Origin of the sequence: Pseudoalteromonas sp. MB41 (assembly GCF_020966275.1) — a bacterium.
Lineage (GTDB): Bacteria > Pseudomonadota > Gammaproteobacteria > Enterobacterales > Alteromonadaceae > Pseudoalteromonas > Pseudoalteromonas lipolytica.
In genome coordinates, this window is sequence record NZ_JAJJZF010000019.1 from 56,249 (window position 1) to 82,740 (window position 26,492).

Below are 26,492 nucleotides of genomic sequence, written 5' to 3' on the forward strand. Positions count from 1 at the left end.
ACGCTTACGCTTATTTTCTTCAAGAATTATTTTTCCCGCTTTCATCAAGCTAACAAATACGTTAAAAAGCGTTTCCCTGCTAAGCTGTTAAAACAACAAAGCAAACTTAAAAGCGAAAAAAAATAAACCATGAATCGCCCAGTTGAATACACTACCTTGGCTGCTTGGCCACTTGCAATTTGTAAAGCGCTCGAGTCTCAGGGCATTGACCCCAACCCACTATTAATTGAATCTCAATTAAACCGCTCAGACTTTATTAATCATCCAGATGGCCGAATAGATATTCGACAAATGACCCGATTTTGGGAACTGGTCGAATCCAAAACCAACGACCCTTCATTTGGCTTAAAAGTATCTAGCTTTGTACAACCAATGCATTTTCGGGCGCTGGGTTTATTAATGCTGACAAGCGACAATCTGGAAAATGCACTCTTAAAAATGGGTAAATATAGCGAGCTAATTAGCAACTCAGCAACTATTAGGATTGAGCGTAAACCTAGTTTAATCGGCTTTTGCATTGACCCAATTTTGTCTGTTCCTATCCACTCAATGGCCATTGATAGTTTTTTCGCCACATTAGTACATTTTGCAAAACAATTAGGTGCAGAAAACCATATCGTTCACCAAGTAGAACTTTTTAAAAATAAACCAAAGAATGCTAAACCCTGGGAAGATTATTTTCAGGCAGAGATTGTTTTTTCAGCAAGCCAAAATTGCCTCTGGCTAAAAAGAGATACCTTGCAGCGAGTGACTATGATGGGTGATACAAAAATTGCCGCCTATAATGAAACGCTGGTTAAAGACTATATTCTTTCTTTGAATAGACAATCTTTCAGTAATCGAGTCACACAACTTATTCTTGCTCAATTAGAGAATAGCGAAATCAATATTGCTGAAGTGGCAGCGCAACTTAATTTGAGTGAACGAAGTTTGAGGAGACACCTTAAAGAAGAAGACACAAATTTCCGGGAAATTCTACAGAAAAGCCGTATGGAAATGGCTAAGCACTATCTGACTAATACTGACCTAAGTATCACTCAAATCGCTCTAAAAACAGGCTTCAACGATACCAGTAATTTTTCAAGAGCCTTTACTCGCTGGTTTACACATTGCCCCACTACTTTTCGCAAACCTTAAGGGTTCAATTCAATTAGGTGATTGGTCAGTCAGGACATAACTTTGTCCTATCAGGATAAGCAACTGTTCTGTGTAAAGCTAAACTGGAAACTTAAAGTACATTATTAATTAAACATGAGGCTTGTATGGTACAAAAATTATTGAATCCACCTATTTCTATTTGCTTACTCGTCTTCAACTTATTGGGCTGCAATCAGACCATTGACTATGAAGCAGGTGCAAACAGTCAAGGTCATACGGCTCCCACTTCGGCCACCATAAAGGCCAATAAATCAATGTTGGAAAAACGTCCATTTTCAAACCAATCCGATTTTGACAATGCACGCAAAGGTCTTATTGCTCAAGATGAAAGTTTAATCATAAAACAATTAAATGGTGATGTTGTATGGGATATGAACGAATACAAGTTCATTGATGAAAACGGAGAAAATTCTCCAGATTCTGTTAACCCAAGTTTATGGCGCCAAGCCGCTCTAAACAATATCCATGGTCTTTTTGAAGTCACTAAGGGAATTTACCAGATTCGTGGATATGATCTTGCCAACATGAGCATCATTGAAAGCGATAATGGCTGGATCATTGTTGACCCACTCACCTCAAAAGAAACTGCCAGCAAAGCACTTTTATTTGCGCAAAAGCATTTGGGTAAACACCCGATCAAGGCCATCCTCTTTACTCATAGTCATATGGACCATTTTGGCGGTGTTCAGGGAATCATGCAGCACTTAGGTGAAAGTGAAAAACAAGCACTAAGAATCATTGCACCAGAAGGTTTTGAAGAAGAAGCTACAAGTGAAAACATTATTGCTGGAACCGCAATGAGTCGACGCGCTATGTATATGTATGGCAAACGACTAGCACGAAACGAACGGGGTCATGTTGATACCGGCTTAGGTAAAGGACCCGCATTTGGCTCTTTCGGAATTGAGTCCCCTAGTGAACTTATTAAAGAAACCCAAACAAAATTAACGATTGATGGTGTGCCATTTATTTTTCAAACCGTACATGGTTCTGAAGCGCCCGCTGAATTCACCTTTTACCTGCCTAATCACAAAGCGTTTTGTGGCGCTGAATTAGTCAGCAACAACATGCATAACCTTTATACGCTCCGAGGCGCTAAGGTGCGTGATGCGAAAATTTGGAGCGCTTATATAGATGAGGCAAGAACGCTATTTCCAGAATCTGAAGTCTACTTTGCTAGCCATCATTGGCCTTTATGGGGAAATGATAAAATCAATGACTTTTTGATAAAGCAACGAGATACTTACAAATACATTCACGACCAAAGTGTGCGTATGATGAATGAAGGACTGACGCCAAAGGAAATCGCCGAAAACTTAACGCTACCTGCTAGCCTGAATGAAGACTTTCATAACCAGGGTTACTATGGAACGATCAAGCATAATGCCAAGGCAGTCTATCAAAGATACTTAGGCTGGTTCACCGCTAACCCTTCAAAACTGGATGAATTACCTGAACCTGCTGTTGCCAAACGCTATATAGAGATGATGGGGGGAGCCGAAGCCGTCATTAGCAAGGCCAGTCGTCAATTTGATGAAGCTGCAAGTATGAATGCTAAAGAAGGCTCAGATGTATACAGATGGCTGGCAGAATTACTGAATCACGCAGTTTTTGCTGACGAAAACAACGCTGATGCGAAAAAACTACTTGCAAAAGTTTATGATCAACTAGCTTATCAAGCTGAATCCGCACCTTGGCGAGACTTTTATCTGAGTGGGGCCTATGAGTTAAGACATGGTGGACCGGATAAAGGCATAAGCCCAGCGGTAATGAAAGAAGTCTTACTCAAAACCCCAGTTGCTTACTTTTTTGACAGTATGTCGGTTCGTTTAAATGGCCCGAAAGCAGATGGAAAAAAACTCAACATAAAAATCACCTTTAGTGATATCAATGAAAGTTATTTACTTATGCTCGAAAACGCCGTCCTTCGTCATAAGAAAATTTTCCAGGCTGTTGAAGCCGACGCAAGCTTAGTTCTCACCAGCGCTTTATTTATCGATATTATTGTAGGAGACGCCAACCTAAAAGATGTTTTATTAGGCGATGATTTACAGGTAGAGGGAAGTAAACTGGATTTAATTAGCTTCTTTAGCCTACTAGGCAATCCACAAGGTACGTTTAATATCGTCACTCCCTGATTTATTCGGGAGATTCTGCCAGAAGCTAATCCTTTTTTTATGCATTACTTTAGGTAATTCACACCAAAGAATTAAATGCTTCTGGCCTATTAACTTACATTCTTATACAAGCTTCAGTATCTCAAATTACCTGGCTACTTTTTAGATTTGGTTTTCGGTTTTGAGGCTACCTTAACCTTAACGGGCACTTTATCTTTTGAGGTCGACTTGCTTTTAGATGTCTTATTAGAATTTGATGATTTCTTTGCCTTAGGTTTTAATTTTGGTTTATCAACTACCTTTTTATCTGATTCTTTAGCTTTTTGTTTTTTATCACTGACTGATCTCTTTTTACTTTTCTCTGCAAGTTGCTTCGCCTTTTTTTGCATATACTTTTTAGCAGCTTTCTTTTTTGCAGCATTTTCAGCTCTAACTTCATTCAACTCTTTAATTGCATCTTCAAGTTGTTTTTCTACTTTTTTCGCCATCAGTTGAGCTTTTTTGGATTTTTCTAAAGCCTTTTTAGCTTTTTTAGTCGCTTTTTCAGAAATTTCTGTAAGCTTTTTCAAGCTCTTTTTATTCTGTTTAATCAGCGATTCCAGAGTTTTCTTATCTTTCATTTGTTTATCCTATACATAATTTATTTAAATCGTTTTATTGGCTGTCGCCATACATTGTTTCTGGTAAGCCCACAACCAAAGGATCGGGACTTTTGACAACCCGATTATCTTTTCCTGGATAATCTACAGTGGATAGAAAGTGACGCATACAATTAATTCGGCCACGTTTTTTGTCATCAGAACGCACAATGGTCCATGGCGCATCTTTAGTATTGGTATGGAACATCATGGCATCTTTTGCTTTGCTGTAATCGTCCCATTTTTCAAGAGAAGCCATATCTACAGGGCTTAACTTCCATTGTTTCAAGGGATCTTTCTGGCGCGATTTAAAGCGATTGAATTGCTCTGTCCGGCTAACTGAAAACCAATATTTGTATAACAAAATTCCACTATTGACGAGCATACGCTCCAATTCAGGAACTTGTCGAAGGAATTCTAGATACTCTTGATCATTACAAAAACCCATTACCTTCTCGACACCAGCACGGTTATACCAAGACCTGTCAAATAGGATTATTTCACCCTTGCTTGGCAAGTGCTGAATATATCGTTGAAAATACCACTGGTTACGTTCTCCACTTAAATCTGAACGATTTAAAGAATACCAAGCCGCCAAAAAGCTAATGGAAGGGCTGAACAAAAAAGATCTAGATCATACGCATATTGAAAGTGGAGATGATCACTTTGTTCTATGGGCAGAATTAGACTCAGACTCACCTGAAAAACAGGTCATTAGAGGAACAGATTTATATAACCGTGTTATTAACAAAACAGGTGTGGTTATAGACGCTTCCAACAAAAAGGCAATCAAGGTCAAGACTGTATTGGGAAATGATACCTGGTCACTAGTGGATTGCGACATTATAGAGAGCAACTAACCTAAAACACTTGGATTTAGGTCCGGCCATACAGAACTGTTAGGAGTAAGCGTCACGCGAAGCACACCTGTCATCTAACTTCTAAACTAACATTCCAAGGCAATAGAGCTGTCAGGGTGTCATCATCGTTACCCTCGCTCAATACGCTAAGAACCTGATGAAGATAATCGAATGGCACGAGGTTATTCGCTTTTGCTGTTTCAACAATACTGTAAAGAACACTGCTGGCATGAGCACCACTAGTGGTGTTTGAGAAGAGCCAATTCTTCCGGCCAATCACGAAGGGTTTGATTGCTCTTTCTGAACGATTGTTATCGATATTCAGATGTCCATCTTCTAAGTAGCGTGTCAGCTTGGGCCATTGATTTAAACTATATGCGAGTGCTTTTCCTAAAGCCGACTTAGGTGGAACCTGCAGAATCGACTTATCCAGCCAGGCTTTATATTCTTCCAGCAAGGGCGTCGCATGTTCGATTCGATACGCCTGTTTTTCACTGGGCGATTTATCCTTTATGGTAGCTTCAATTCGATAAAGCTTTTTGATGTGACTCATCGCCCAGGTTGCTTTTCCTGCTTTAGGTTTGCCTTTGCTTTGCGCTATATCAGCCTCTTTGAATTTGCGCCTTGCATGCGCCCAACAGCCCACTAATGTAGCTTGGGTTGATTCATAGCCTTGATAACCATCTACCTGCAAATAGCCTGAATGACCTCGTAGGAAATTAATCGCACATTGGCTCGCTCGACTTTCATGGAAGTCATACAGCACGATATTGGGAATGTCTGTGTGATTACTGCCGGGTGAGTCGGTACCGGTGCAATATAACCACATATAACATTTGGTTTTGTCGGATTCGATTACCTTTAGTGTGGTTTCATCTGCTTGTATTACGTTTTGCTGCAAGAGATGTTGATGCAATTTGTCATAAAGCGGTTTGAGTAAGTCTGCACACCTCAACAACCAGCTCGACATTGTTTGTCGGCTGAGCGGGATGCCATATTCTTTAAACAGGTTTTCTTGACGATAAAGCGGTAAGCCATATTGATATTTACTGGTAATGATTTGGCTTAACAAGCTAGTCGTGGCAAAGCTTTTTGGGATGGGTGAAGCCGGAACCGGCGCTTGTTTAATCGTGACTTTCGTTGCATGTTGTTCGCAATGACGACAACTATATTTAGGTCGCACATGTTCAATGACTTTGATCTGGGCAGGAATGAATTCAAGCTGCTCGCTTTTATCTTCACCCATGCGATGTAATTCATGACCACAGTCATCACAGCTTTTGTCTGCGTCTGCTAGGTCGTGAATAATGATGTCGCGTGGTAAGTCTTTCGGTAAAGGTTTACGAACAGGTTTCTTGCGTTCGTAGGTGATGGACTCTTTTTCGGCTTCAGTCGGTTCCGCTTCAGACTCATCTGCTAATTGCTCAAGTTCATTGAATAGCTCGCCCTGACCCGGGTAGCCTTCAGTGCTTTTACCAAATTGTTTATGCTGAGCTAAACGAAACTGCTCAGTAAGATAAGCGATAGTCTCATCTCTTTCTGCGAGAAGTTTCTTCAGTAAAATAGGGTCGTCAGGGAGTGATTCGATGTCTGTTTTCATGCGTGCATTTTAACAAAATACACGCTAACTTGCTGTTTTTATTTATACTATTTGCCTGATTTTATTACATAATATTTTGATAATTGACAGCTTGATGACCGATGACATCATAGCCTTCCAGCAACCAAGACAACTGCTGTTCATTCAATTCTAAACACGCTTCATCAATACGGCTTGGCCATTTGAACTTATCTTTTTCTAGGCGCTTGTACCACAAGGCAAAGCCGGTTTTGTCCCAGTAGAGTATCTTCAATTTATCCTTGGCTTTGTTGCAGAAAATGAACAAGGCACCGCTCATGACGGGTAGGTTCATTTCTGACTCAATGATGACAGAAAGACCGTTAATCGATTTTCTGAAATCGACAAACTGTCGGTGAAGATAAATATGGGAAGGCTGAACAAACATATTCATGATAAGCCCTTTATCACACTGACTAAAAAGTCAGACGATATCGTATCAGGAAAAGACAGTTCACCTGCGTGGGTGATTAGCGTGATTGTTTTCTTAGAGCGTGTAACTTGAGTGACTTGTTCAGACACTTGCCGAACAACTTTGGCTTCGACAAAGTTATTGCCTGTCGAGCGTCGCTGCTTATTGAGATAGAAGGCAGAGCTGCTGATTTTATGTATAGAGCAGAATTCTGCAACCGTTAAGCCGCTCTCTTTTTGATAAGCGAATATGCTTGGCCAGTCGTGTTTGGCGTTCTTGGTATTCTTTTTAGTCATGCGCTAGTTCCTTGTGAATTTTGGAACTAGCGTAATAAACTGCGGGGTTTGGTATTAGGTGTGCTTGGCTAGACGTTTACAATTTAACTAATAATTGATGAAATCACATAGACCGCGAGCCTAAAAGAAACTTCTTGGTTGTAATGTGGAATATTCACATCTAAAATTACTGTTTATTTGTACAGTATTTTGTGATTATGCTTAGCAAACTTACCCCTTCAACCACAGAATTACCTATTGCAGACTTTTCAGTTGCTGCAGGTTTCCCCAATCCATGCGAAGATCACCTATCCGACTCAATCAGTTTAGATGAGCTCCTAATTAAGCGCCCTAGTAGTACATTCCTATTCAGGGTGTCAGGCAACAGCATGTCCCCAGACATTACTGACGGCTCGATAATAGTTGTAGATAGGTCAGTAACAATTAAAACTGGACGAATCGTATTAGCTACATTAGACAACGAATTTGTTGTGAAAGAACTACAATTAAAAAACAACAAAGCCGTTTTTATTAGTAAAAACCCCGACTTCGAGCCAATTGAAATTGATATCGATGAAAACAATGACTGGGATACTCATGTAGTCTGGGGCGTTGTCACTGGTTTAATCAAGATATTCTAATTATGTGGGTTCTTTGCGACATCAATGCTGCTTACGTTTCGTTTTGCCAACTCTTTAACCCCCAATACGACTTTGATAAAACCCCTCTTGGCGTTCTTAGTTCTAACCAGGGCAATGTTGTAGCTCGAAATCAAGCTATCAAAGATTTAGGTATCAAAATGGGAGAGCCAGCATTTAAAGTTAAACAACTGGTGGCTGCGCATGGTGGTCACTTGTGGGGGAGTAATTTCACGCTGTTTGGTGATTTGAGTAACCGTTTTCATACCGAGTTAGAGTACTTCCTATTCGATACAATACGATACTCTGTTGATGAATGCTTTGGGCGCATCGATATAAACTTTACAAAAGATATAAAAGACTACGCACACACCATACAGAGGACACTTAAGAGGAACTTAGGTATTAGTTGTGGCTTGGGTATATCTCAGACAATGACACTAGCGAAACTTGGAAGTCACTGCGCCAAAAAGAAAGAGTGGAAAGAACACACCAATGGTGTGGTTGTATTAGATTCACAATACAAAATTGATTGGGCTCTCAAACATACTCCTGTAGAGGATATTTGGGGGGTTGGAAGTAGAACTACTAAAAAGCTAAATAAATTTGGAATCTATACGGGGTATGACCTTAAAAATGCCGACATTAGTTGGATCAAAAAGACGTTCACAGTTGTTCTTGCCCGTACTGTGGAAGAGTTACGAGGAAAATCTGCGGTTGAATTGAAAGATGTAAACGACTCTCGCGATAGAATTTGCGTATCTCAGAGTATGGGAAAACCGGTGATAGAGCTTACGGAGCTTTCTGAAGCTGTTACAGCACATGCAACAAAGGCTGCGTTTAAACTTCGTCGATTTAAATCTTACACATCGGCAATAACAATATTCATCCACACAGATTCATTTAGACAGGCAGAGCCGCAGTATCATAAGTCACAATCAATTAAACTACCCTACCCCACCGCGGATACATCAACACTGGTGTCTTATGCAAGCTTTGCATTAAAAGCTATTTATAAGAAGGGGTTTAAATACAAAAAAGCTGGCGTTATTTTTGAAGAACTTTCATTACACGATGATATGCAACAACTTGAACTGTTATCTGAGACTTTACCACTGAATATTAGCTCAAAAACGTTGGTCATTGATGAGATAAATAGAAAATTTGGACGTAGTGCAATAAAGCTCGCAAGTGAAGGGTTCTCTCAGTCTTGGCGGCCTAAAGATGATTTAGCACCTTTGAGTTATACAACAAAACTTTCAGATTTACCTATTGCGAAAGCATAAAGATTATTTAGAAGAACCCTACCAAGGTATAAACCCCAGAGTAAATAAAATAACCCAACCCAATTGAAAGAATGGTAATGTTAAAAGCCAACATGAATAGCTTAAAATTATGCGATAAATCGGGCATTTCCATGATGCACCTATAGTGTTTTTTAATGTTATTAAATCATGTATAGCAGACTATCTTAAATAATTCCTTAAATAAAGATACAAATATGCACGAAATACCGGTCCCATTTGGTATCAATTACTCAGGCCATTTAATTGCAGCTCAATCGATTCAAGTGGGCGGAACCTATACTTGTCCATATTGTGGTGAAGCGCTTATGTGTGATTTGTCTTCTATGCAAAATAAGATGCTCATCCACCCAAAAACTAACAACTGCATCAGCCTAAGTGATAGTTATAAGAAAGCCAAAAAACTAATTAAAGATGTCATCTTAGAAAACAAAAAGGCTGAGACAACAATACAGATCCATCAAAATTGCTATCAATGCCTCAAAGAAATACAAAGAGATATAAAATATTGTACATTTGAAGGGGTTCAAACTGATTATTACTACCATGACTCAGTATGTGATGTGATTGGGCAATTTAGCCATAAAGGACAGTCAATCTATTTGGGCATCGAAATTGTATCTGAACAAGAGCAAGACTGGAGACCATATAGCATTTCAAATGGTTCGGCATTAAGAAGCTGGATCAAACTTAATGCCTCTGACGTTCTTAAAGATCCATACAATTGGCGACCTCTAAACTCAAAGCTATCACCAAGGCTTTGCCAATCATGCAGCAATACCAGCAAGAAAGGCTCTAAAATAATTGCTGTTGCAGATAAGTTCTCAATTCCTAGAGAGCTGTACACAACTGCTCGCAAATCCCCAGATAAGCCGTTCATAGCCGACATTGAAACTTGCTATAGATGTTCAGAAGTAATCCCCGTGTTTTGGTGGTTAGGGACGCCATTTTGCGAAGATGAACCACCATTTCCGCGCCCTTATACAATTGAGCTGAGATTTTCTAAGCAATACGGCGGTAAGTACTGGGCAAACACTTGCCCTAACTGTAAATCAATACAAGGTGATAACCATCTCCATGTATTTGAAACAGCGCAATTCAAAGATTTACTATCACCTAAAGTTAAAAGCAGGGAGTCTAATGCTATTAGCATGCTCATGGAGCGTACCAAGCTATTCTATTAGTGCGCTAGCTATGGGCGCAGCACTTCACTAATGAAAGGCATTAGTAGGAAGCGTATAGCCGCGTATTCACACACTAAATAAAGCAGCCCTAAAGCCAGGCTAAAGTTAAAGCATAAAATTATGAATATAATCGCGGTGAGTAAGAGGAAAGCTAATAAAATCATAGCTAAGATGTTAGGGTTTTGAATTAGCCAGTATATAAACACTTTCATGGTGTTAACTGCCCAATGCTTCAAAGTCTATCAATTCTCCTGTATATGTATCCTTTACAACCCCATTTTCAACGGTAACGAAGATAACATTATTCAACCCACTCTTCTTAGTAATACGGATAGAAGCATATGACGAAACTAGTTTTCTAACTATATCTTCAAGCGTCTTAACATCACTTAATTTAACGTCATCATGCCCAATTCGTTTTAAAGTAAACATTCGATTACAACTCCTTTGATTGTGATGTGAGTGCCAAGCAGACATGCAAACGATGGCTCTCCCTATCATTGCTATACCAGCCACAAAGCCTATGAACGTCACAAATAGCAATATGAAATCAGTTTTACCTGTCATACAAAACAGATAAGCATAGAAAGCTCCTGCACTAAAAAACATCAAACCCAAACACAGCTCAAATAAATTAAGCCATCGCTCGGCCATTGAGTATTGCTGATTATTCATAGAAAACACCAGATAATTAATAACTGACGACCATCCTATGCTATCCAGTAAATCGCGCTTAACAGCGTGAAAAAATCAAAATTTATAAGAAAAACAGGCTTTTTTAAGAAGAATTTGAGATAATATTTTTTGAGCATTAAAAATTAGCTCATGCATTAATTTTCGCTTTACCATCTAAAAATTAAAGCATACACTATAAAAAAACACATTCAGTAAGGTTCACAATGACTATCTCTAAAGTAGAAGCTACCGATATCTCGTTTGACGAGCTAAAAGAAGGTTCAGAACTGTACATCCAACGCCGTAATAGACGCCTTCTAAATAACCACCGCAAAGAGCTTAGAGTGTTTACTAAAGCTGAAGCAGTGGCGTACTTAGATATTGATGCAAGAACGTTAGATAAGTACTGCAAAGCTCTAAAAATTAACCCAAGAAGACATGAAGAGAGTCAGTGGTTATTGGATATCGAAGAGGTCTACAAAGTAAGAGATTCACTTCCGGATGAACTTAAAAAACAATTACCATTTGTTCGCAGTGAAAGCCAAGACCTACAAGTTATAGTTGTTCAAAATCAAAAAGGCGGTGTTGGTAAGACTGTTACTGCAGCGACAGCTGCATCTGGTTTGGCAACTGAGTTTCATCAAAACTATCGTGTTGGCTTAATTGATATGGATGGCCAAGGCACTTTATCAATGTATTATGCCCCTGAATCAGCACAAGAAGGCTGCTTATCTGTTGGTGACTTAATCATGGGGAACTATGAGCTTGATGAAAACGAAACGCTAAAAGAAGCTATCAGTGAAGCGTTCTTGCCGACCACTATTCCTAACTTGCGTATTTTACCAGCTTCACAATCAGATCGAGCAATTGAGGGCTGGTTTCATGAAGCAGTATTCAACCAGCAACTAAGCTCTCCTTACTCGATACTGCACGACATCATTGAACAAGTTAAAGATGAATTCGATATCATTATCATAGATACGCCTCCATCATTAGGCTACGCGACATACAACGCTTACTACGCTGGTACGAGTGTTATTTTCCCATTATCTGTTACTGAAAATGATATTGATGCTACGTGCTCATATTTTAGTTATATCCCGCAAGTATGGACGCTACTAAAAAATGCAAAACACCCGGGTTATGACTTTATGAAAATACTGCTTACAAATCATAAAGAGAGTTCAACCACTACTGATTTACAGAACAACCTTTATGATAGTTTTTCAACTTACCTTTACTCAACAGAGTTCAACAATAGTGAAGCTGTGAGACAAGCTTCATCATTACTATCAACCGTATTTGATATGTCTAAAAGTGAATACCCTAAAACCAAGATGACTTTCCAGAATGCACAACAAAATGGATATGAAGTTACCAGCCAACTACACCGCGATATTCAAAAAGTGTGGCGCGAACAAGAGAAGGAGCAATAAAAATGGCTAAAAAAAGAGGTATAGTCTCTCCACTCGGCAACACAGCAGGCTCAGAAGAAGCTATTGCAGATAGCAATAAGAACCAACTTGAGAGTTTGGCCAAGCGCTTGAGAATTGAAGCTGAAAAGAGTGAAACACCACTTGATGAAGTGCTCTCTAAGCATCTGGGAGTAGTCAGCGTAGGTCAAAGTAAAGTCTGGACATTAAAGTCAGGCCAAGAAGCCACATTCACACCGGTTACGTTGTCATATGAGCAGCTTAAATCAAATACAGTCGTCACTTTTGAAATCAACGGGCGCGAGCAATCACTATTAACAGAAGAGTCGCTTCAAGACTTATCAACATTAGATAATCAACAGTTCTACCCAGCAATTGGTCGACGTCTGTCAGATAACAAGATTGACGTTCTTGATGGTTCACGCCGTCGCGCCTATGTACTTGAGAAAAACGGTGCTATAGAAACTTTCTCAATGCTAGTTACTGATGACGAAATCAGTCTAAGCGATGCAAAGGCTCTCGCTACATCACTACAGTCAGTTAAAGAGCACAGCTTACGTGAAATTGGATTACGCCTAGAGCGAGACAAAGAGGCGTACTTAGCTGAACATGGCAAAAAGTTGAACCAGGCTGAGTTAGCGGAACGTCATGGCTTAAGTCAATCAAAGGTAAGTAAAGCACTACAAGCAGCAACAATCGATAGTGATTTAATTTCTGTTTTTCCAGATATTTCATTGCTCAACCACAGTGACTATAAAGCGCTATTGGCAACACAGGCTTTATTAGGTGATCAACTAAGTGATTTCACTGAAGAGCTAAAAAGTAAAGTTAATGAGCTAAAAGTTAGCGGTGGCTTTATCAAAGAAGACCTTAAAGACAAACTCAGCAAACTAATAGCTGATGAGTCTAAGTCCTTCAAGCCAGCTACAGATAAACCAGTTGTGACGACATTATTCAAGTTTGACAATAAAGATCAGTTTGCTCGCAAAAAAGTGAAAGGAAGAAACTTTTCTTATGAATTTGGTCGAGTTCCGAAGGATATTCAAGATAAGTTAGATGAGGCAATTTCAAACATACTTAATGAAAGTTTACAATAGAAAATTCATGTACAGGTGAGTTTGTAAACTCACCTGTATAGCAGCAATTCATCCTTGTTCATAATTTACCCAGCTGCCTTGCGATATCCTCTACTAACCTAGGTATCATTTGTTCGATCGTGACTAGTTGAGCGCCTATATCCAAATTACCTTTCTCAGCTATCACCTCAATATCAGAGAATAACTCTCTTAATTTGTTAGCGCTTATTTCACCACACATCCCTTTTAACGCATGCGCTATTTGACGGACTTCTTCACTATTCCCTTTTTTGTGTTGCTCTATTAGTTCCTGCACCTTAATAGGTACTTTTACAACAAACACTTCACAAATTTTGTTTAGTAAGACTTCTTTATTTAATAATCGTGCAAGGGCTTGTTCGCGGTCCCAGAGCTTTTCTTCTTTGAGTTTATTTCCGGCAAGAGGAATTGCTTTAGATTGCCCCTCGTAGCTTGATAACGACCATTTGACGACCTTTTCTAATACTTTAACTGTCTCAATTGGCTTACTCACATAATCACTCATCCCCACAGCTAAGCATTTTTCCTTTTCACCAGCCATCGCGCTTGCCGTCATTGCAATGATAGGAATATCAATAAACGACTCTCCTGCTTTTCCTGTGCGTATTTTTTCACATACTTGATAACCATCTAAAATTGGCATTTGGCAGTCCATCAGTATGCAGTTTATTTGCTTCTCACTTGTGTTGAAGTGATTTAAAAGTTCAATTGAATCTCGTCCATTACTTGCTGTTAAAATATTTATAGGCAGCTCATCTAATGCGCCTTTAGCAACTTCAATGTTGATTTCGTTATCGTCGACAATCAATACCGTACAACCTTTTAATTGCTCAATAACATCATCTGAAAGTTCAAAGCCGCTGGTTTCAGAAAGTAGATATAATGGGTCACTTTTTGGCACTTCGTAGCCAGCTACTTGCACCAGCTCTGTTTGGGTTACAGGCTTTGTAATTTGAGATACTTTTGACGCAATACCTTTAGGAAGTGGGTTTCCTGGCTGATGAAGTGTTATAAACTGAGCGCTTTGGCTATTTTCGCTTAAAACTTCAATGATTGAACCTATGTTATTAGTAGTATCATCTTCATAGTCTAAGAACACATAGTCAAAAGCTTTGCTTTTATGTGCGCCAATCTCCGCCATAGAGCATGTGCTAACAATACCGCCCTGTAAACTGATTGTCTTATCTAAAACCTCCCAAATATTCGGATTACTGCTCGCCACCAAAATGGCTTTATTCTCGTAGCATTTTTCAGTAACCTGAGAGTTTTCTCCACTGCAGCGAACTTTAATATTGAAGGTGAAAACACTGCCCTGATTTAACGTTGAACTTACAGAAATGTCTCCATCCATTAATTGGCATAATTGTTTACAAATAGACAAGCCAAGTCCAGTCCCCCCAAACTTTTCTGATATTGCAGTACTTGCCTGCTGAAATGCATCAAATAATTGTCCTTGTGTACTAGGCGCGATCCCTATTCCCGTATCTTGGACGTTCACTTTTAAATTATGTGTATCTTCTGATATGCGCTCAGAACTAACAATGACTTTGATATAGCCTTTGTCAGTAAATTTTATCGCATTACTGATTAAGTTATTTAAAATTTGAGTGAGTCTGAGCGGATCTGTTTTAACATTCTCACAGTTTAAGTCACTGGTATCTAAATATACATTTAACCCTTTATCAAAGGCTCGAATAGCACTCGATTCAACTAGCCTTTCAATTAGCAGTTGTAGATTGATTGTTTTAAGATTTAGATCCAATTTACCTGCTTCGATCTTTGATAAATCAAGTATGTCATTAATTAATAGATTTAAATTTGACGCACTTAGCTCCATCATTTCAACAAGGTTTCGTGATTTACCAGACAACTCTTCTCGTTTTAAAATATTTAAAGTACCAATGACTCCATTAAGCGGAGTACGGAGCTCATGGCTTATATTCGATATGAAAGCACTTTTTATATCGCTATGCTTAATAGCATCATCTTTGGCCTCTGCAAGCGCTTGAGTACGCTTTCGAACTTTTGCTTCTAGTTCTGTATTTAATCGTTTTACTTTTATCTCTGCATCTTTTTCTTTTGTTATATCTCTAATAATTAAAGCAAGCCCTATTAAGGTATTGTGTTCAGAAAAAACGGGGCTAACAGATATAGCGTAATGAAGCGTTGTTTCGTCAAATTGTTCAGATAATTCATCTTTAATTTGTGATTTAGAGCTTTGAATATCAGTTACGTAGGTGTGGATGGGTAATTTTGAAAGAAACTCAACATCTTTGGCTAGCTTCCCTAATGCTGTCACTTTAGAAATTGACAACAAACGCTCCGCCGTATTATTTACACTTGTTAACTCACCTTCTAAATTTAACCCAACGATTGCATCGATTGACCCATCAACTATTGCAGAGGCTTCTCTGCGAGCTTCTGCTAAGAACTGACTTCTTGTTGCATTTCGATAAAACATTATAAGTAATATAAATGTGAAAACACCTATTGCAGCTAAGAAGCTATAAGTAATTTCTCGCTTCTCATTAATTAACGTTTCTACGTACTTTTCAGGCACTAAAAGATTAAAGTTGATGTAACCATACTTATTTCTAGGCTTTGTCTTCACTTTTGTAGAATGTACATAAAACTGCAGGTCAGGGTTAAGTTTTGAAGTTATCGTATAGAGTCCCTGATATTGAACTTTCTGACTATAAACTTTATCCCACGTTATTTCAGGGTTTAAGTCTCTTGAAAATTGATATTCTTCAATAGGATGGTAGACAAAGTCACCTTCAGAGCTACTAATAATTAAATCAGAGTAGTTAAAAACGGTTCGTTTAAGATTATCAATGAGTGCATTAGCATTTACATTCATAATTAAAAATGCATACCGCTTTCCTTTATCACTAAAGATGGGAATAGAAAAACGTAGCATTGGCTGGTAGGGAAAAACCACTTCACCAAATTCTTTATTTAAAGTGAGTGGTGACATGTAAATTTGATTCGTTTCAAGTTGAGAGCTTGGTAAAAAATATGGCTCACCACTTTTAGCCTGCAATGAGTAGTCAGGCACAGCCTCTACAGATGCGCCTACTCTTTGCACGCGTATTAACTCTCTACCCTCGGCAGTAACAGCAATAACACGAAGTTGCTCAACTGCAAGGTTATTTTCCATAAAACCAATAAATATGGTTTCTAGACGCTCTTTCCACTGGTTGTATGTAGTACCATCGTATGGATCAATTCCATCATTAAATTCAGCTCTTGGTAATCCCGATATAGGGGGAGTTGAGTATAAAAAGCGGAGATCTGATTTTGACTCAGCAATTGAACTAGTTACTATTTCTTTTAAGCGCTCTTGTGTCTCAGTAAACTCTTGATCAATTGACCCTAAAACATCACTTTTAACGTGTCCTTCAAAAAAATAAACTGCAAATAAGGCAAAAATAAAAAACACAAAGGAAACTATTGTTAAAAATACCTTCGAACCAACTAAACTTGCACCACCTTTATTATAAATATCCATACTATGTCCGCTTAATATTTGTTCTACACCACTTTAGCAAGATAGACCTCAAAGCGTCATACTCGAGTGGCTTTGCGATATAATCATCCATTCCGGCATCAAAACAGCGCTGCTTATCTGCACTTAATACATTAGCAGTTAAAGCAATAATTGGTGTATGTTTGAAAGCAGAAAACTCTCTAATTTTTACAGTGGCTTGCGGACCATCTAATACTGGCATTTGCATATCCATAAAGATAATATCAAATACACCTAGTTCACATTGTTCAACAGCTTCCTGACCATTGTTTGCCATATTTATAGAGGTAATATTAAATTCATTGAGCATCGCTTCAATCACTATCTGATTAATGTCATTATCTTCAACAACAAGCGCATTAATATTCGATAAATCTATATCTTCTTTAGGTGTAGTTAATGAAGCATCTTTATGATCTAAGTCCATTGAAGATAGTGTGCGCTTTGCTAACAGAGAAAAATAAAAATGAGATCCTTCTCCTAGTGTACTTTCGACTTGTAGAGGTGCTTCCATCAAATCTAATAATTTGTTTGATATAGTGAGGCCCAACCCTGTACCACCAAAACGCCTTGTAATAGACGTATCTGCCTGAGAAAATGCTTCAAATAGTGTATTCAAGTGTTCACTTGCAATCCCGATCCCTGTGTCTGATACATTAAACGTAAGCTTTACTTCATCAAGCCCAATCTCTTGTATGTTTACAGTTAACGAAACGCTTCCTCTCTCTGTGAACTTAACAGCGTTACCCAGTAAATTTATCAATACCTGCTTTAAGCGCGTTTCATCGGCCAAAAAAGCCAGTTTTTCAACTTCCGGAGTTGTAGAGATATAAAGCTGAATATTCTTACTATCTGCTTGCTCCTGAAATAGGTGTTTAAGCTCCTCTAAAAGATAGCTTAAATCTACTGGTTCAGACTCAAGCTCAATTTTTGAAGCCTCAATTTTACTCAAATCAAGAATATCGTTGATAATAACTAATAAGCTAGCGCCAGAAGACTGTATGAGGTGTAGCATTTTGCTTTGTTCTGGTGTGAGAGTCGTGCGGCTTAGCTGGCGAGCCATTCCTAAAATACCATTCATAGGTGTTCTAATTTCATGGCTCATGTTTGCTAGAAACTCTGACTTAACTTTTGTTGTATGCTCAGCACTTTGCTTCGCTTCAGATAGATCTTTACTTAGTTCTCTAAACTTATTAGCCGCCTTGGCTAAAATACCAATTTCATCCTTTCGTTTTAAATCATAAATCGGTGCTTCCAAATCTCCATCTAAGAAATGTGTGAAGCTATTTGTTAAGCGTTTTATCCCACGTGTAATTTGCAAGTGAAAAAATAAAGATAGAACGACAATGTATATAACAACCATTAAAGCAAGTACATTTAAAATACTCTCTGTCATTGTAACCGCTTGTTGTGCATTCCGTTTTATTTGTTTTAGTTGAGTTAACGAATCTTCCCTTAAGCTATTTGCAAGCGTACTAAATTCAATTGCATCGCCTGCCATAACAACATTAACTAAGCTCAAATAGTTTCGATTAGCTTGAACACTTTTTGAAAAAACCACCCGATAATGGCTTACGAAATTGAGCATTTTTTCAAATTTAGTATTATCAGCTCCATTTTCAGATAACGTATCCAGTATTTTTTCAACGGATGCTCTTTTGGCATACTCTTTTTTTGTTAAAAATTGAATTGCATCATGATGCAGCACATGCCAAAGATTAAGGTATTCGGCAATTAGCAACTTATCATTTGTATTAATCGTCTTTGTTTTCAAATCGTCAAGAAGTAAAACTGCATTCAGATAAATTTGGGGTAACTCTTTTTCAATTAAGTTATTTCGTTGTGTAAAGCGAAGTTTCAATACTTTTAAATTATCACCATAACGACTTACTAGCTGCGTCATTCCATTTATGTGAGCTTTCGTTCTTCCTACAGTATTTTTTAAAGTAATTTCAGCTAATCGACTTTCAATACTGTCAAAATTTACCATTATTTTTTTAAAAACGGGGGCACTACCTGATGCTCCGTAAACTGAGATATCCCTTTGCATCTCAACAATATCTTTATTAATTTTTAAAATATCTACCGAATAATTACTAATGCTAGCGATATCATTGAAAGAGTCTTCGATGATTTTTAGCCTTTGATTCATAATCAAATAACTAACACTCATGGCGATTAAGACAAGTGCCATCGCTAGTGACATTTTGGCAGCAAGAGATTTTGAAAAAAAGCTCAACAAATTACTTCCTTATGCATTAAGTAGTTCATACCACTTATCTAAACTGTAGTCATAATTTGGCATCACAGTATTCCAAACAGCGATGTTTGAAAAGCGTTTAATATAGCTGCCACCATCCCTTACTTCGCCTGCTTTAACAGATACTTTACCATCCGTTCCCTTCAAGTCAGTTGATGCTTCTTGTCCTTCATACCAATAGTTCCACTCAGGTTTCGACATAAGCGGTTGGCTTCGGCTAGGGTTAGAAATGTAATATCCTTGCCTTGCTATAAATGCGCCTGGGTAGCCGGATAACCACCAGTTCATATACTCATACGCAGCATCCTTAACATGCCCATGCGTATTTTTTGATAAACACATAACTCCATGCCATGCTCTGTACCCTTCTTTTGGCGATGCATAAGTTACTGGAATGCCTATCCCATTTAGCGCACTGACCCCTGGTGAGAACATACTTTGAATGGTCACTCGGTTCATTTTCATAAAATCAACAGATTGCGGAACCGAAGTCCAAAAACCTGAAAAATGACCTTGCCGTTTCTTTTCAAATAAAATGGCAAATAATTGGTCAATCTCGGCAATAGTCATATTGCCGAAATCATTAAATTTCATTAATCCTTTAGCTTGAGCAGCTAGAGCAGCGTCAAAAATACCTATTGTTGGTGCATTAACTAAGGCTACTTTCCCTTTATTCTTTTCATCTAATAACCATGCCCAAGATTCTGTTTCGTAAGGGATACCTTTTTCAATAACATTCGTGTTATAGCCAAATGAATCGACATTATGTACATATGGCATGAAGCTAATTAATTTGGATGGTGTTGCTCCTAACGAACCATCTGCCTGTGCATAAAGCAGCTTGTTTGGTGAATCGCCTGCGCCTAACTTTGCATCCGGTACAATTTTGCCAGTCTTGGTAAGTGGGTTTATTTCATCCCAATAAACGAGTCTATCAACCTCGATTGGCTGAATTGCATCTGCTTGCCACAAAATATTAATAGAGTCAGACCATTGCTCAAACAAATCAAAAGAACTAGGGTCTGCTGCTGCTTTTTGTAAAACGGCGGCACTCCCCATAGGCGTAAACTCGATGTTTATACCTAGCTCGCGCATTGCTCTCTGTCTAAGCTCTTCTTGCAACGTAACATGTGTTCCCATTACACGAAGGGTTACTTTGTTCTTTGCAAAAACATAGGGGGCTTTAAACGCAAGTGATGATGTCACAGCACCAACACCGAGTGTTTTTAGAAAATCTCGACGCTTTTGGGAATGTTCCATTGTATTTCTTGGTAAGTTAACAATCTCCAAAGTATAGGCTATGTTCCTGAGGTTTCTACAAAAAGCAGTAAGAAAAGTCTAAATCAATCACAAAAACTAAGCCTAAAACAGTTTCGCCCATCACTTTTAGCCGCATAAAGCGCTTTATCTGCGCAATTAATCAACTCGCCTAAGCTCACCTTATTTTGGTGCTCATAGATAACCCCACCGATACTAACTGTAGCGCGGCCCCATAAAGACTTAACATGTGGGATATTAATTGCCTCAAGCTCTGCTGAAATACGATCACATATGAATTTAACGCCGTCGAAGTCAGTGAATGGCAGTATGACAAGAAACTCCTCGCCACCATATCGTATTGCTATATCTTGAGGTCTTTGAATAGATCGCTCAATAACATCAGCAATTATTTTTAGGCAAGCATCTCCTTGCGGATGCCCGTATTGATCGTTGTATAATTTAAAGTAGTCGATATCCAGCATTAGCAAGCTGAACGGTTTCCTCTCTCTTGAAGTCTGTTTAAAAACGTTTGCAACTTCTAAATCCAAATAGTGACGGTTAAATAAGCCTGTCAACGAATCTTTATAAGTAAGCTGTAATAGTTTTTCTAATCGAAGCTTATTCTCTAAATGATTTTTCGTGCGGTGTATCAATGTCGATGCAGTAATAGGTTTACCAATAAAATCAGAAGCACCAGCTTCCCAGCATGCATTTTGGTATTCCGTGTCGTAAGTCGAAGTGATGAAAATTATTGGGATATTTTCGAATGTAGCTTTAGCCTTAAGTCGCCTACAAATATCCAGACCACTTATATCCGGTAAATTAATATCTAGTAAAATCAAATCAGGAAGTAAATCCTCACAGGCTTCTAAAACAGCCTGACCAGAAGAGTATGCATCAACAGCAAAATGCTCTTCTAAAATAACACCTAAACTTAGCCTTACCATCTCATCATCATCAACAATGAATACTTTACATTGTGATAATGGTTTTAAACTTAAGGGCATAATATTCCTTCAGCTTTACTGGTTTGAATTAGTTTATCAGCGTTGTCGAATCTCAATGGTTTACTTAGTAAATAACCTTGACCAATTTGACAACCAAGCTCTTGCAGTCGATCTTTTTGCTCTAAAGTTTCAATCCCTTCAGCCACAATTTGGAGTTTTAAAGAGTGAGCTAGTTCAATTATAGTAGTAACAATATTAAATGCTTGAGCATCATCAAGCATATCACGAACAAAAGACTGATCTATTTTTAGTATATCTATTGGGAACAATCTTAAGTATGAAAGACTGGAATATCCAGTTCCAAAGTCGTCAAGAGCAATACTGACCCCCATACCAGAGATAAGTTTTAATTGACTTACAGTATAATCAAAGTTTTCAATTAAGGCCGACTCTGTCACTTCTAACTCTAAATAACGACTTGGTAATTGGGTTCTTTCAAGAATTTCGGCAACAGTATCTACAAGTTTAGTATCTGTGAATTGTTTAGCAGATATATTTACTGCTACTTTAATAGGCAGACCTTTATCAAGCCAAGTTTTCGCTGCAATACAACTCTTTTCAAGAACTTGTTCTCCTAAGCGAAAAATAAGCCCCGTTTCTTCTGCATATTCAATAAAGTGAACAGGAGAAATAAAGCCACCTTGTCCATCTTTTAAACGAACTAAGCTTTCTACACCAATCAGTGTGTCAGTGTTTAAATCATATTTAGGTTGATAATGAACGTCGAGATCATTTTCATCTAATGCCTTTCTAAGTTTATTTCCAACCTCAAGACGCCTATTCATTTCAACCCGTAAATCATCACTAAAATAGAAGTAACTATTAGCAGATTCGTTTTTTGCTTTGTACATTGCGGAGTCTGCATGGCGAAGCATTTCTTCTACACTTGATGCATCATCAGGGTACACACTTATGCCTAAACTTGCTGAAAGAACATGCTGCTCACCACCTGACCTGAAAGGCTTACCAATAACATTAAGAACCTGATTAACCAGAGGCTCTAAACTTAAAGAATTAGCCGAGTGAGGAACAACGAGTGCAAATTCATCTCCCCCAACACGTGCGACTGTGATATCGTTACATGCGAATCGATCCAAGCTGTGACCAATATGTGCAATTATCTCATCACCAACGTGATGACCTAAAGCATCATTAATAAACTTGAACTTATCTAAATCAAGTAACATTAAACTTAATTTAGAGTTATTAAAAGCAGCCCTGGCAATACCTTGCGTGAGTCTATCGTGAAGTAACACTCGATTTGGTAGTGCGGTCAATTGGTCATGATGAGATAAATAAGTCATCTGCATAGACATAGCTAAAGCTTCGCTTACATCTTGAAATACCATAACAGCGCCGCATTGATTATGGTTTTTATCAAGGATAGGAGCTGCGCTGTCTTCAACTCGATGTTCAATTCCTTGCTTACTTATTAGTTGCGTATTTAAAGCCATAGCAACTGGTCTATTTTCATTTAATGCAACGACTAATGGGTTAATTGATGAGGCTTTGGTCGTAGCATCGACTAACTTCATCACCTCTTCAATATGGCGACCTTTCGCCGCTGTTTGTGACCACCCTGTAAGTCTTTGCGCTACAGGGTTCATATACACAATATTTGCGTTTTTATCAGTAGAAATAACTGCATCTGCAATCGAATCTATCGTAATTCTCAACTGCTCTTTTTCAGCAAATAGTTCTTCTTGTGTTAGCTGTAATACCTTTTCTTGCGTTCTGATTTTTATATGATTTTCAATACGTATTCGACAGAGTCTGAGGTTTAGCGGTTTAGAAATAAAGTCTATCGCGCCTAAAGATAAGGCTTTTTCTTCAATCGCAGGATCGCTGTGAGACGTAATAACAACAGTTCTAATATGTGCCAGAGTTGGCTTTTGCTGTATCACTTCTAAAATGTCAAAACCACTTACTGTAGGCATTTCTAAATCAAGGATTAAAATGTCTGGTTTAGTTTTTTCAATCAGCTGTAATGCTTCAGAGCTGTTATTAGAAGTTGAAATATTTCCGACTCCGTCTAAAGCATGTTCTAACTGTAAGGTATTAATCTCTTCATCATCTATGATAAGAACACTGCAATTGTCCATTAAGGGTCCCCTCAATACTTTGTACCTACTAACAATAACGCTAAAACACCAAATTTGCGACACACTTTTTTATTAGTCTTAAAATATTATTTTTTGAATATTAAACTGGTGCTTTTGGAATTATTAGCTAGTTTTTACTTAATGTGTAAGTAATACATATTAACTATGTAATAAAACAAAATGGATAATTTAAGGAGAAATTTTGGAACACTATTACATTAACGATAACGCCCAAAACACAGGTGAACATGAGGTACATACAGAGTCATGCCCGTACTTCAACTTGATAACAGACCGCACTTATTTAGGTTTCTTTCATAGTTGCAAAGATGCAGTAGAGAAAGCAAATATTCAAATGTCGACGGGTGTAAGCATTGTTGCTCGCTTTGCCATACTCGATAGAGAAATTTATAACAGAGACTGACTTGTTTTAGTCGTAGTATTCAGTCTCTTTCAAATTGTGATAGCTAAATTAAAGGTTTGTTTTAAATTGGCCTACAGCCTCAACGACTTCTTTTGCGCCTTTTTGAATATCATCGATAATATTACCTGCACTATTAGATAAATCCAAAGCTTCTTTGGCTTCTACTAAACTAGCTTCAATTTGAGTAACAGCGTCCTGTGTTAGTAGTTTGTTTTCAGCAACTACACTAATTATCTGCTCTGTAGCTAAGCTCGTTCTTGATGCTAATTGTCTTACTTCGTCTGCAACAACTGAGAAACCACGTCCTTGTTCTCCGGCTCTTGCTGCCTCAATTGCAGCATTAAGTGCTAATAAGTTAGTTTGATCTGCTATTCCTTTAATACTTTCAACCAACTGAGAGACTTTTGCTGATTGTACATCAAGTTTATTAATGCCTTCGCTCGCAGTTTCAAGTTTCTTAGAAAGCGCATTCATAGTTGAGATGGCTTGCTTTACAACACCTAAACCATTTTCTGCATCAGAGTCTGTTTGTTTTGAGATATCATAGGCAATGCCAGCTGTTTCTGAAATAGCTTGCTCTCTTCTCATTTGTTCTGTAATGACAGTCGCGAACTTAGCAACTTTATATAAATCTCCATTTTCGTCATGGATAGGGTTATAAGAAGCTTCAAGCCATACTTCATTGCCGTAACTATCTATTCTTTTAAAACGATCAGAGATGAAGCGACCACACTTTAACTCTGACCAAAACTCTCTATAAGAATTTGAATTTGCCTCTTCTGGAGTGCAAAAGATACTATGGTGCTTACCTAGTACTTGGCTTTTAGAGTACCCCATTGCATTTAAAAAATTATCGTTAGCACTCAGAATTATTCCATCTAGTGTAAACTCGATTACAGCTGATGAACGACTAAGAGCAGCAAGCATATCTTCTTTGTCTCTCGAATGAGAGATAGTGCGAGTGAGTTCAGATGAAAAAACAGCTATATCATCATTTACAGGTTGAACAATACTTCTAAGCCACAACTCTCTGTCAGTTTTCGTTTTTAACTGTAAAGCACCATGCCAATGGTTAGTTTTCTTAAGTGCAGACAAGAATTTTTGTGTATGAGGTTTATTTAATGACTTTTTTAAGATCAAGCTTTCAATGCTTGCTCCTTTTAGATCCTCAACTTCAGTTTCGATTGCTGCAGCAAAACGATGATTTGCTTCTAAGATGTGCCCACTTTTACTTAATAAAAAATACAGCATCTCTTCTTTCAGTTCCTGCTTAATATTTTCATACTCAGCAGTTTGCTCTTTTAGATAAGCTATCTCAGATAACAATTTTTTATTTGTAAACCACATTAGGTAGCTTCCCTTTTTAGAGTTAACTCAAAATTTGAGTATTAAGAACCAATAGTTTAGAAATAAAATACTAGAAATCACAATAAACGCTAGTCAAATTTAACATTTTATTTTTATGTTCAATTAACATTCTAAATAAAAAGACGCTATTACTGTAAAACCAACAAAAACCTACATAACATTGCAAGCTAATCTCAATTTAACATAACAATAAATTATGTAGCTTATTCTATAAGGATAATTAGTCGCCGATTGGAATTTTCGGTCTTTCAAAAATTAATGCCTTTTTCTGTAATTGCGACAAAGAAACTTTTCTATCCCCAACGCCAAGTAGCTTAACCGACTCCCCCCAATTTGCTGTACAATACTTAACATCATTCTTGATAATCGCTAACCAACTTGAAGCTCTACGGGTACTTACATCAAAGTGCTTAGCAAGTTTTTTACTGTGAAGTATTCTCCATTTTCAAGCATATATTCGGCTGCATCATTTACTGATAACATAAGGCCCTCCAAATAGTTCATTCATTTGCAAGCATAGGTGGTCTGGCAAACAGCAAAGCTTGTTTTTGTAAACTTCTCATGCTGGATTTTCTGCCATATATAGCAACCACTTTTACTTTGCTATTCGGGACACCAGTATCAACCGTCTTATACTTATTGGTTGTACGGATGTTATATAGAAGTGCACTCGCTTTATTTGCTGAAATAGAAAGTGCTTTCCCGAGAGATTGGGCTGTATAAAACTCACCTGTCTCTAACATTAATTCAGCTGCTTTTTCTGTCGATGCCATTGTGAACTACTCGCGCCTAAAGGCATCGAGCTTCCAAGATAATAGCCTAAGCTACTAACCTTTCTTTTTTGACGCTTCGTTGGACACCGCTAGTCGAGCTTTTGACTCGGCTAGTCTTACGATTGCCTCCACGTCCACTATCTGCTTGAGTTATTAGAACTCCATCGCCAGACAACACCGTTCCAGTGTCTAATATTAGGTTAATTGCCCGTTTCTTTATGACCTTTGATGCGTTGTTATCTGCATTGTCAGTATTGCCACAGTTACCGCACACAAATAGCTCTTGTGATTTACGGTTGTCGGGGTGAGTGTGATCGCATTCAGCGCACTCCTGACTGGTAT

At 38.1% G+C, this 26,492-nt stretch carries 23 protein-coding genes; 9 read left to right on the plus strand and 14 right to left on the minus strand.

Annotation, left to right across the window (positions count from 1 at the left end; translation table 11 throughout):
- The first annotated feature begins 129 nt into the window (after positions 1 to 129).
- Positions 130 to 1,137: an AraC family transcriptional regulator gene (locus LPA49_RS16330; protein WP_230237267.1), complete on the plus strand. Its 1,008-nt coding sequence runs from the start codon at positions 130 to 132 to the stop codon at positions 1,135 to 1,137.
- Between the two features lie 125 nt (positions 1,138 to 1,262).
- The gene (locus LPA49_RS16335; RefSeq protein ID WP_230237270.1) at positions 1,263 to 3,296 is read left to right on the plus strand and encodes an alkyl/aryl-sulfatase; all 2,034 of its coding nucleotides are present in this window, start codon (positions 1,263 to 1,265) and stop codon (positions 3,294 to 3,296) included.
- 134 nt (positions 3,297 to 3,430) lie between these two features.
- Here LPA49_RS16335 and LPA49_RS16340 read toward each other — a convergent pair whose 3' ends face one another.
- Together LPA49_RS16340 and LPA49_RS16345 are read right to left on the minus strand one after the other, a co-directional pair.
- Positions 3,431 to 3,895: a hypothetical protein gene (locus LPA49_RS16340; RefSeq protein WP_230237272.1), complete on the minus strand. Its 465-nt coding sequence runs from the start codon at positions 3,893 to 3,895 to the stop codon at positions 3,431 to 3,433.
- Between the two features lie 34 nt (positions 3,896 to 3,929).
- Positions 3,930 to 4,535, minus strand: a complete 606-nt coding sequence (locus tag LPA49_RS16345; protein WP_326847807.1) for a hypothetical protein — start codon at positions 4,533 to 4,535, stop codon at positions 3,930 to 3,932.
- On the opposite strand from LPA49_RS16345, the gene LPA49_RS16350 reads away from it, so the two are divergent.
- Complete coding sequence (locus LPA49_RS16350) at positions 4,519 to 4,773, plus strand: hypothetical protein (protein ID WP_230237274.1); 255 nt, start codon at positions 4,519 to 4,521, stop codon at positions 4,771 to 4,773. The two genes, LPA49_RS16345 and LPA49_RS16350, sit on opposite strands and share 17 nt — an antisense overlap.
- 70 nt (positions 4,774 to 4,843) lie before the next feature.
- Here LPA49_RS16350 and LPA49_RS16355 read toward each other — a convergent pair whose 3' ends face one another.
- From LPA49_RS16355 to LPA49_RS16365, 3 genes are all read right to left on the minus strand, one after another.
- Positions 4,844 to 6,373 (minus strand): IS66 family transposase, encoded by a 1,530-nt coding sequence (locus LPA49_RS16355; RefSeq protein WP_230237277.1) that lies wholly within the window; start codon positions 6,371 to 6,373, stop codon positions 4,844 to 4,846.
- Positions 6,374 to 6,437: 64 nt separating this feature from the next.
- Positions 6,438 to 6,785, minus strand: a complete 348-nt coding sequence (tnpB, locus tag LPA49_RS16360; protein ID WP_230237279.1) for an IS66 family insertion sequence element accessory protein TnpB — start codon at positions 6,783 to 6,785, stop codon at positions 6,438 to 6,440.
- Positions 6,782 to 7,099 (minus strand): hypothetical protein, encoded by a 318-nt coding sequence (locus LPA49_RS16365; protein ID WP_230237281.1) that lies wholly within the window; start codon positions 7,097 to 7,099, stop codon positions 6,782 to 6,784. Before LPA49_RS16365 ends, tnpB begins: the two co-directional genes overlap by 4 nt.
- Positions 7,100 to 7,296: 197 nt before the next feature.
- Between LPA49_RS16365 and LPA49_RS16370 the strand changes: the two genes are divergently transcribed.
- From LPA49_RS16370 to LPA49_RS16380, 3 genes are all read left to right on the plus strand, one after another.
- Positions 7,297 to 7,719, plus strand: coding sequence for a LexA family transcriptional regulator (locus LPA49_RS16370; RefSeq protein ID WP_036973999.1), 423 nt, complete (start codon positions 7,297 to 7,299; stop codon positions 7,717 to 7,719).
- Positions 7,720 to 7,721: 2 nt separating this feature from the next.
- Positions 7,722 to 9,002, plus strand: coding sequence for a Y-family DNA polymerase (locus LPA49_RS16375; RefSeq protein ID WP_118845455.1), 1,281 nt, complete (start codon positions 7,722 to 7,724; stop codon positions 9,000 to 9,002).
- Positions 9,003 to 9,217: 215 nt separating this feature from the next.
- Positions 9,218 to 10,204 carry a hypothetical protein gene (locus LPA49_RS16380; protein ID WP_230237283.1) on the plus strand — a complete coding sequence of 329 codons (987 nt, stop codon included), beginning with the start codon at positions 9,218 to 9,220 and terminating at the stop codon, positions 10,202 to 10,204.
- A gap of 216 nt (positions 10,205 to 10,420) precedes the next feature.
- On the opposite strand, the gene LPA49_RS16385 is transcribed toward LPA49_RS16380, so the two are convergent.
- Entirely contained in the window at positions 10,421 to 10,879 is a 459-nt protein-coding gene (locus tag LPA49_RS16385) for a hypothetical protein (RefSeq protein WP_230237285.1), read from the minus strand.
- Between the two features lie 224 nt (positions 10,880 to 11,103).
- Here LPA49_RS16385 and LPA49_RS16390 point away from each other — a divergent pair, with 224 nt between their 5' ends.
- On the plus strand, positions 11,104 to 12,315 hold the full coding sequence (locus LPA49_RS16390) for a ParA family protein (RefSeq protein ID WP_036973958.1): 1,212 nt from the start codon (positions 11,104 to 11,106) through the stop codon (positions 12,313 to 12,315).
- A 2-nt stretch (positions 12,316 to 12,317) separates the two neighbouring features.
- Entirely contained in the window at positions 12,318 to 13,409 is a 1,092-nt protein-coding gene (locus tag LPA49_RS16395; RefSeq protein WP_036973959.1) for a ParB family protein, read from the plus strand.
- 58 nt (positions 13,410 to 13,467) lie between these two features.
- Here LPA49_RS16395 and LPA49_RS16400 read toward each other — a convergent pair whose 3' ends face one another.
- From LPA49_RS16400 to LPA49_RS16420, 5 genes are all read right to left on the minus strand, one after another.
- Positions 13,468 to 16,938, minus strand: coding sequence for a PAS domain-containing hybrid sensor histidine kinase/response regulator (locus tag LPA49_RS16400; protein WP_230237287.1), 3,471 nt, complete (start codon positions 16,936 to 16,938; stop codon positions 13,468 to 13,470).
- 1 nt (position 16,939) lies between these two features.
- The gene (locus LPA49_RS16405) at positions 16,940 to 19,195 is read right to left on the minus strand and encodes an ATP-binding protein (protein WP_230237289.1); all 2,256 of its coding nucleotides are present in this window, start codon (positions 19,193 to 19,195) and stop codon (positions 16,940 to 16,942) included.
- Between the two features lie 12 nt (positions 19,196 to 19,207).
- Positions 19,208 to 20,476, minus strand: a complete 1,269-nt coding sequence (locus LPA49_RS16410) for a PotD/PotF family extracellular solute-binding protein (protein ID WP_230237291.1) — start codon at positions 20,474 to 20,476, stop codon at positions 19,208 to 19,210.
- An 83-nt stretch (positions 20,477 to 20,559) separates the two neighbouring features.
- Positions 20,560 to 21,483 (minus strand): diguanylate cyclase, encoded by a 924-nt coding sequence (locus tag LPA49_RS16415; protein ID WP_230237293.1) that lies wholly within the window; start codon positions 21,481 to 21,483, stop codon positions 20,560 to 20,562.
- Positions 21,474 to 23,585: an EAL domain-containing protein gene (locus LPA49_RS16420; protein WP_230237295.1), complete on the minus strand. Its 2,112-nt coding sequence runs from the start codon at positions 23,583 to 23,585 to the stop codon at positions 21,474 to 21,476. The genes LPA49_RS16415 and LPA49_RS16420 overlap by 10 nt, the downstream gene beginning before the upstream one ends.
- A gap of 202 nt (positions 23,586 to 23,787) precedes the next feature.
- Here LPA49_RS16420 and LPA49_RS16425 point away from each other — a divergent pair, with 202 nt between their 5' ends.
- Positions 23,788 to 24,009: a hypothetical protein gene (locus LPA49_RS16425; protein ID WP_230237297.1), complete on the plus strand. Its 222-nt coding sequence runs from the start codon at positions 23,788 to 23,790 to the stop codon at positions 24,007 to 24,009.
- Positions 24,010 to 24,057: 48 nt separating this feature from the next.
- On the opposite strand, the gene LPA49_RS22365 is transcribed toward LPA49_RS16425, so the two are convergent.
- From LPA49_RS22365 to LPA49_RS16445, 3 genes are all read right to left on the minus strand, one after another.
- The gene (locus LPA49_RS22365) at positions 24,058 to 25,356 is read right to left on the minus strand and encodes a PAS domain-containing methyl-accepting chemotaxis protein (RefSeq protein ID WP_036973965.1); all 1,299 of its coding nucleotides are present in this window, start codon (positions 25,354 to 25,356) and stop codon (positions 24,058 to 24,060) included.
- Between the two features lie 521 nt (positions 25,357 to 25,877).
- Positions 25,878 to 26,150, minus strand: coding sequence for a hypothetical protein (locus LPA49_RS16440; protein ID WP_036973967.1), 273 nt, complete (start codon positions 26,148 to 26,150; stop codon positions 25,878 to 25,880).
- A 46-nt stretch (positions 26,151 to 26,196) separates the two neighbouring features.
- Positions 26,197 to 26,492: transposase (locus tag LPA49_RS16445; protein ID WP_230237299.1), on the minus strand; the 296-nt coding region annotated here is incomplete at its 5' end.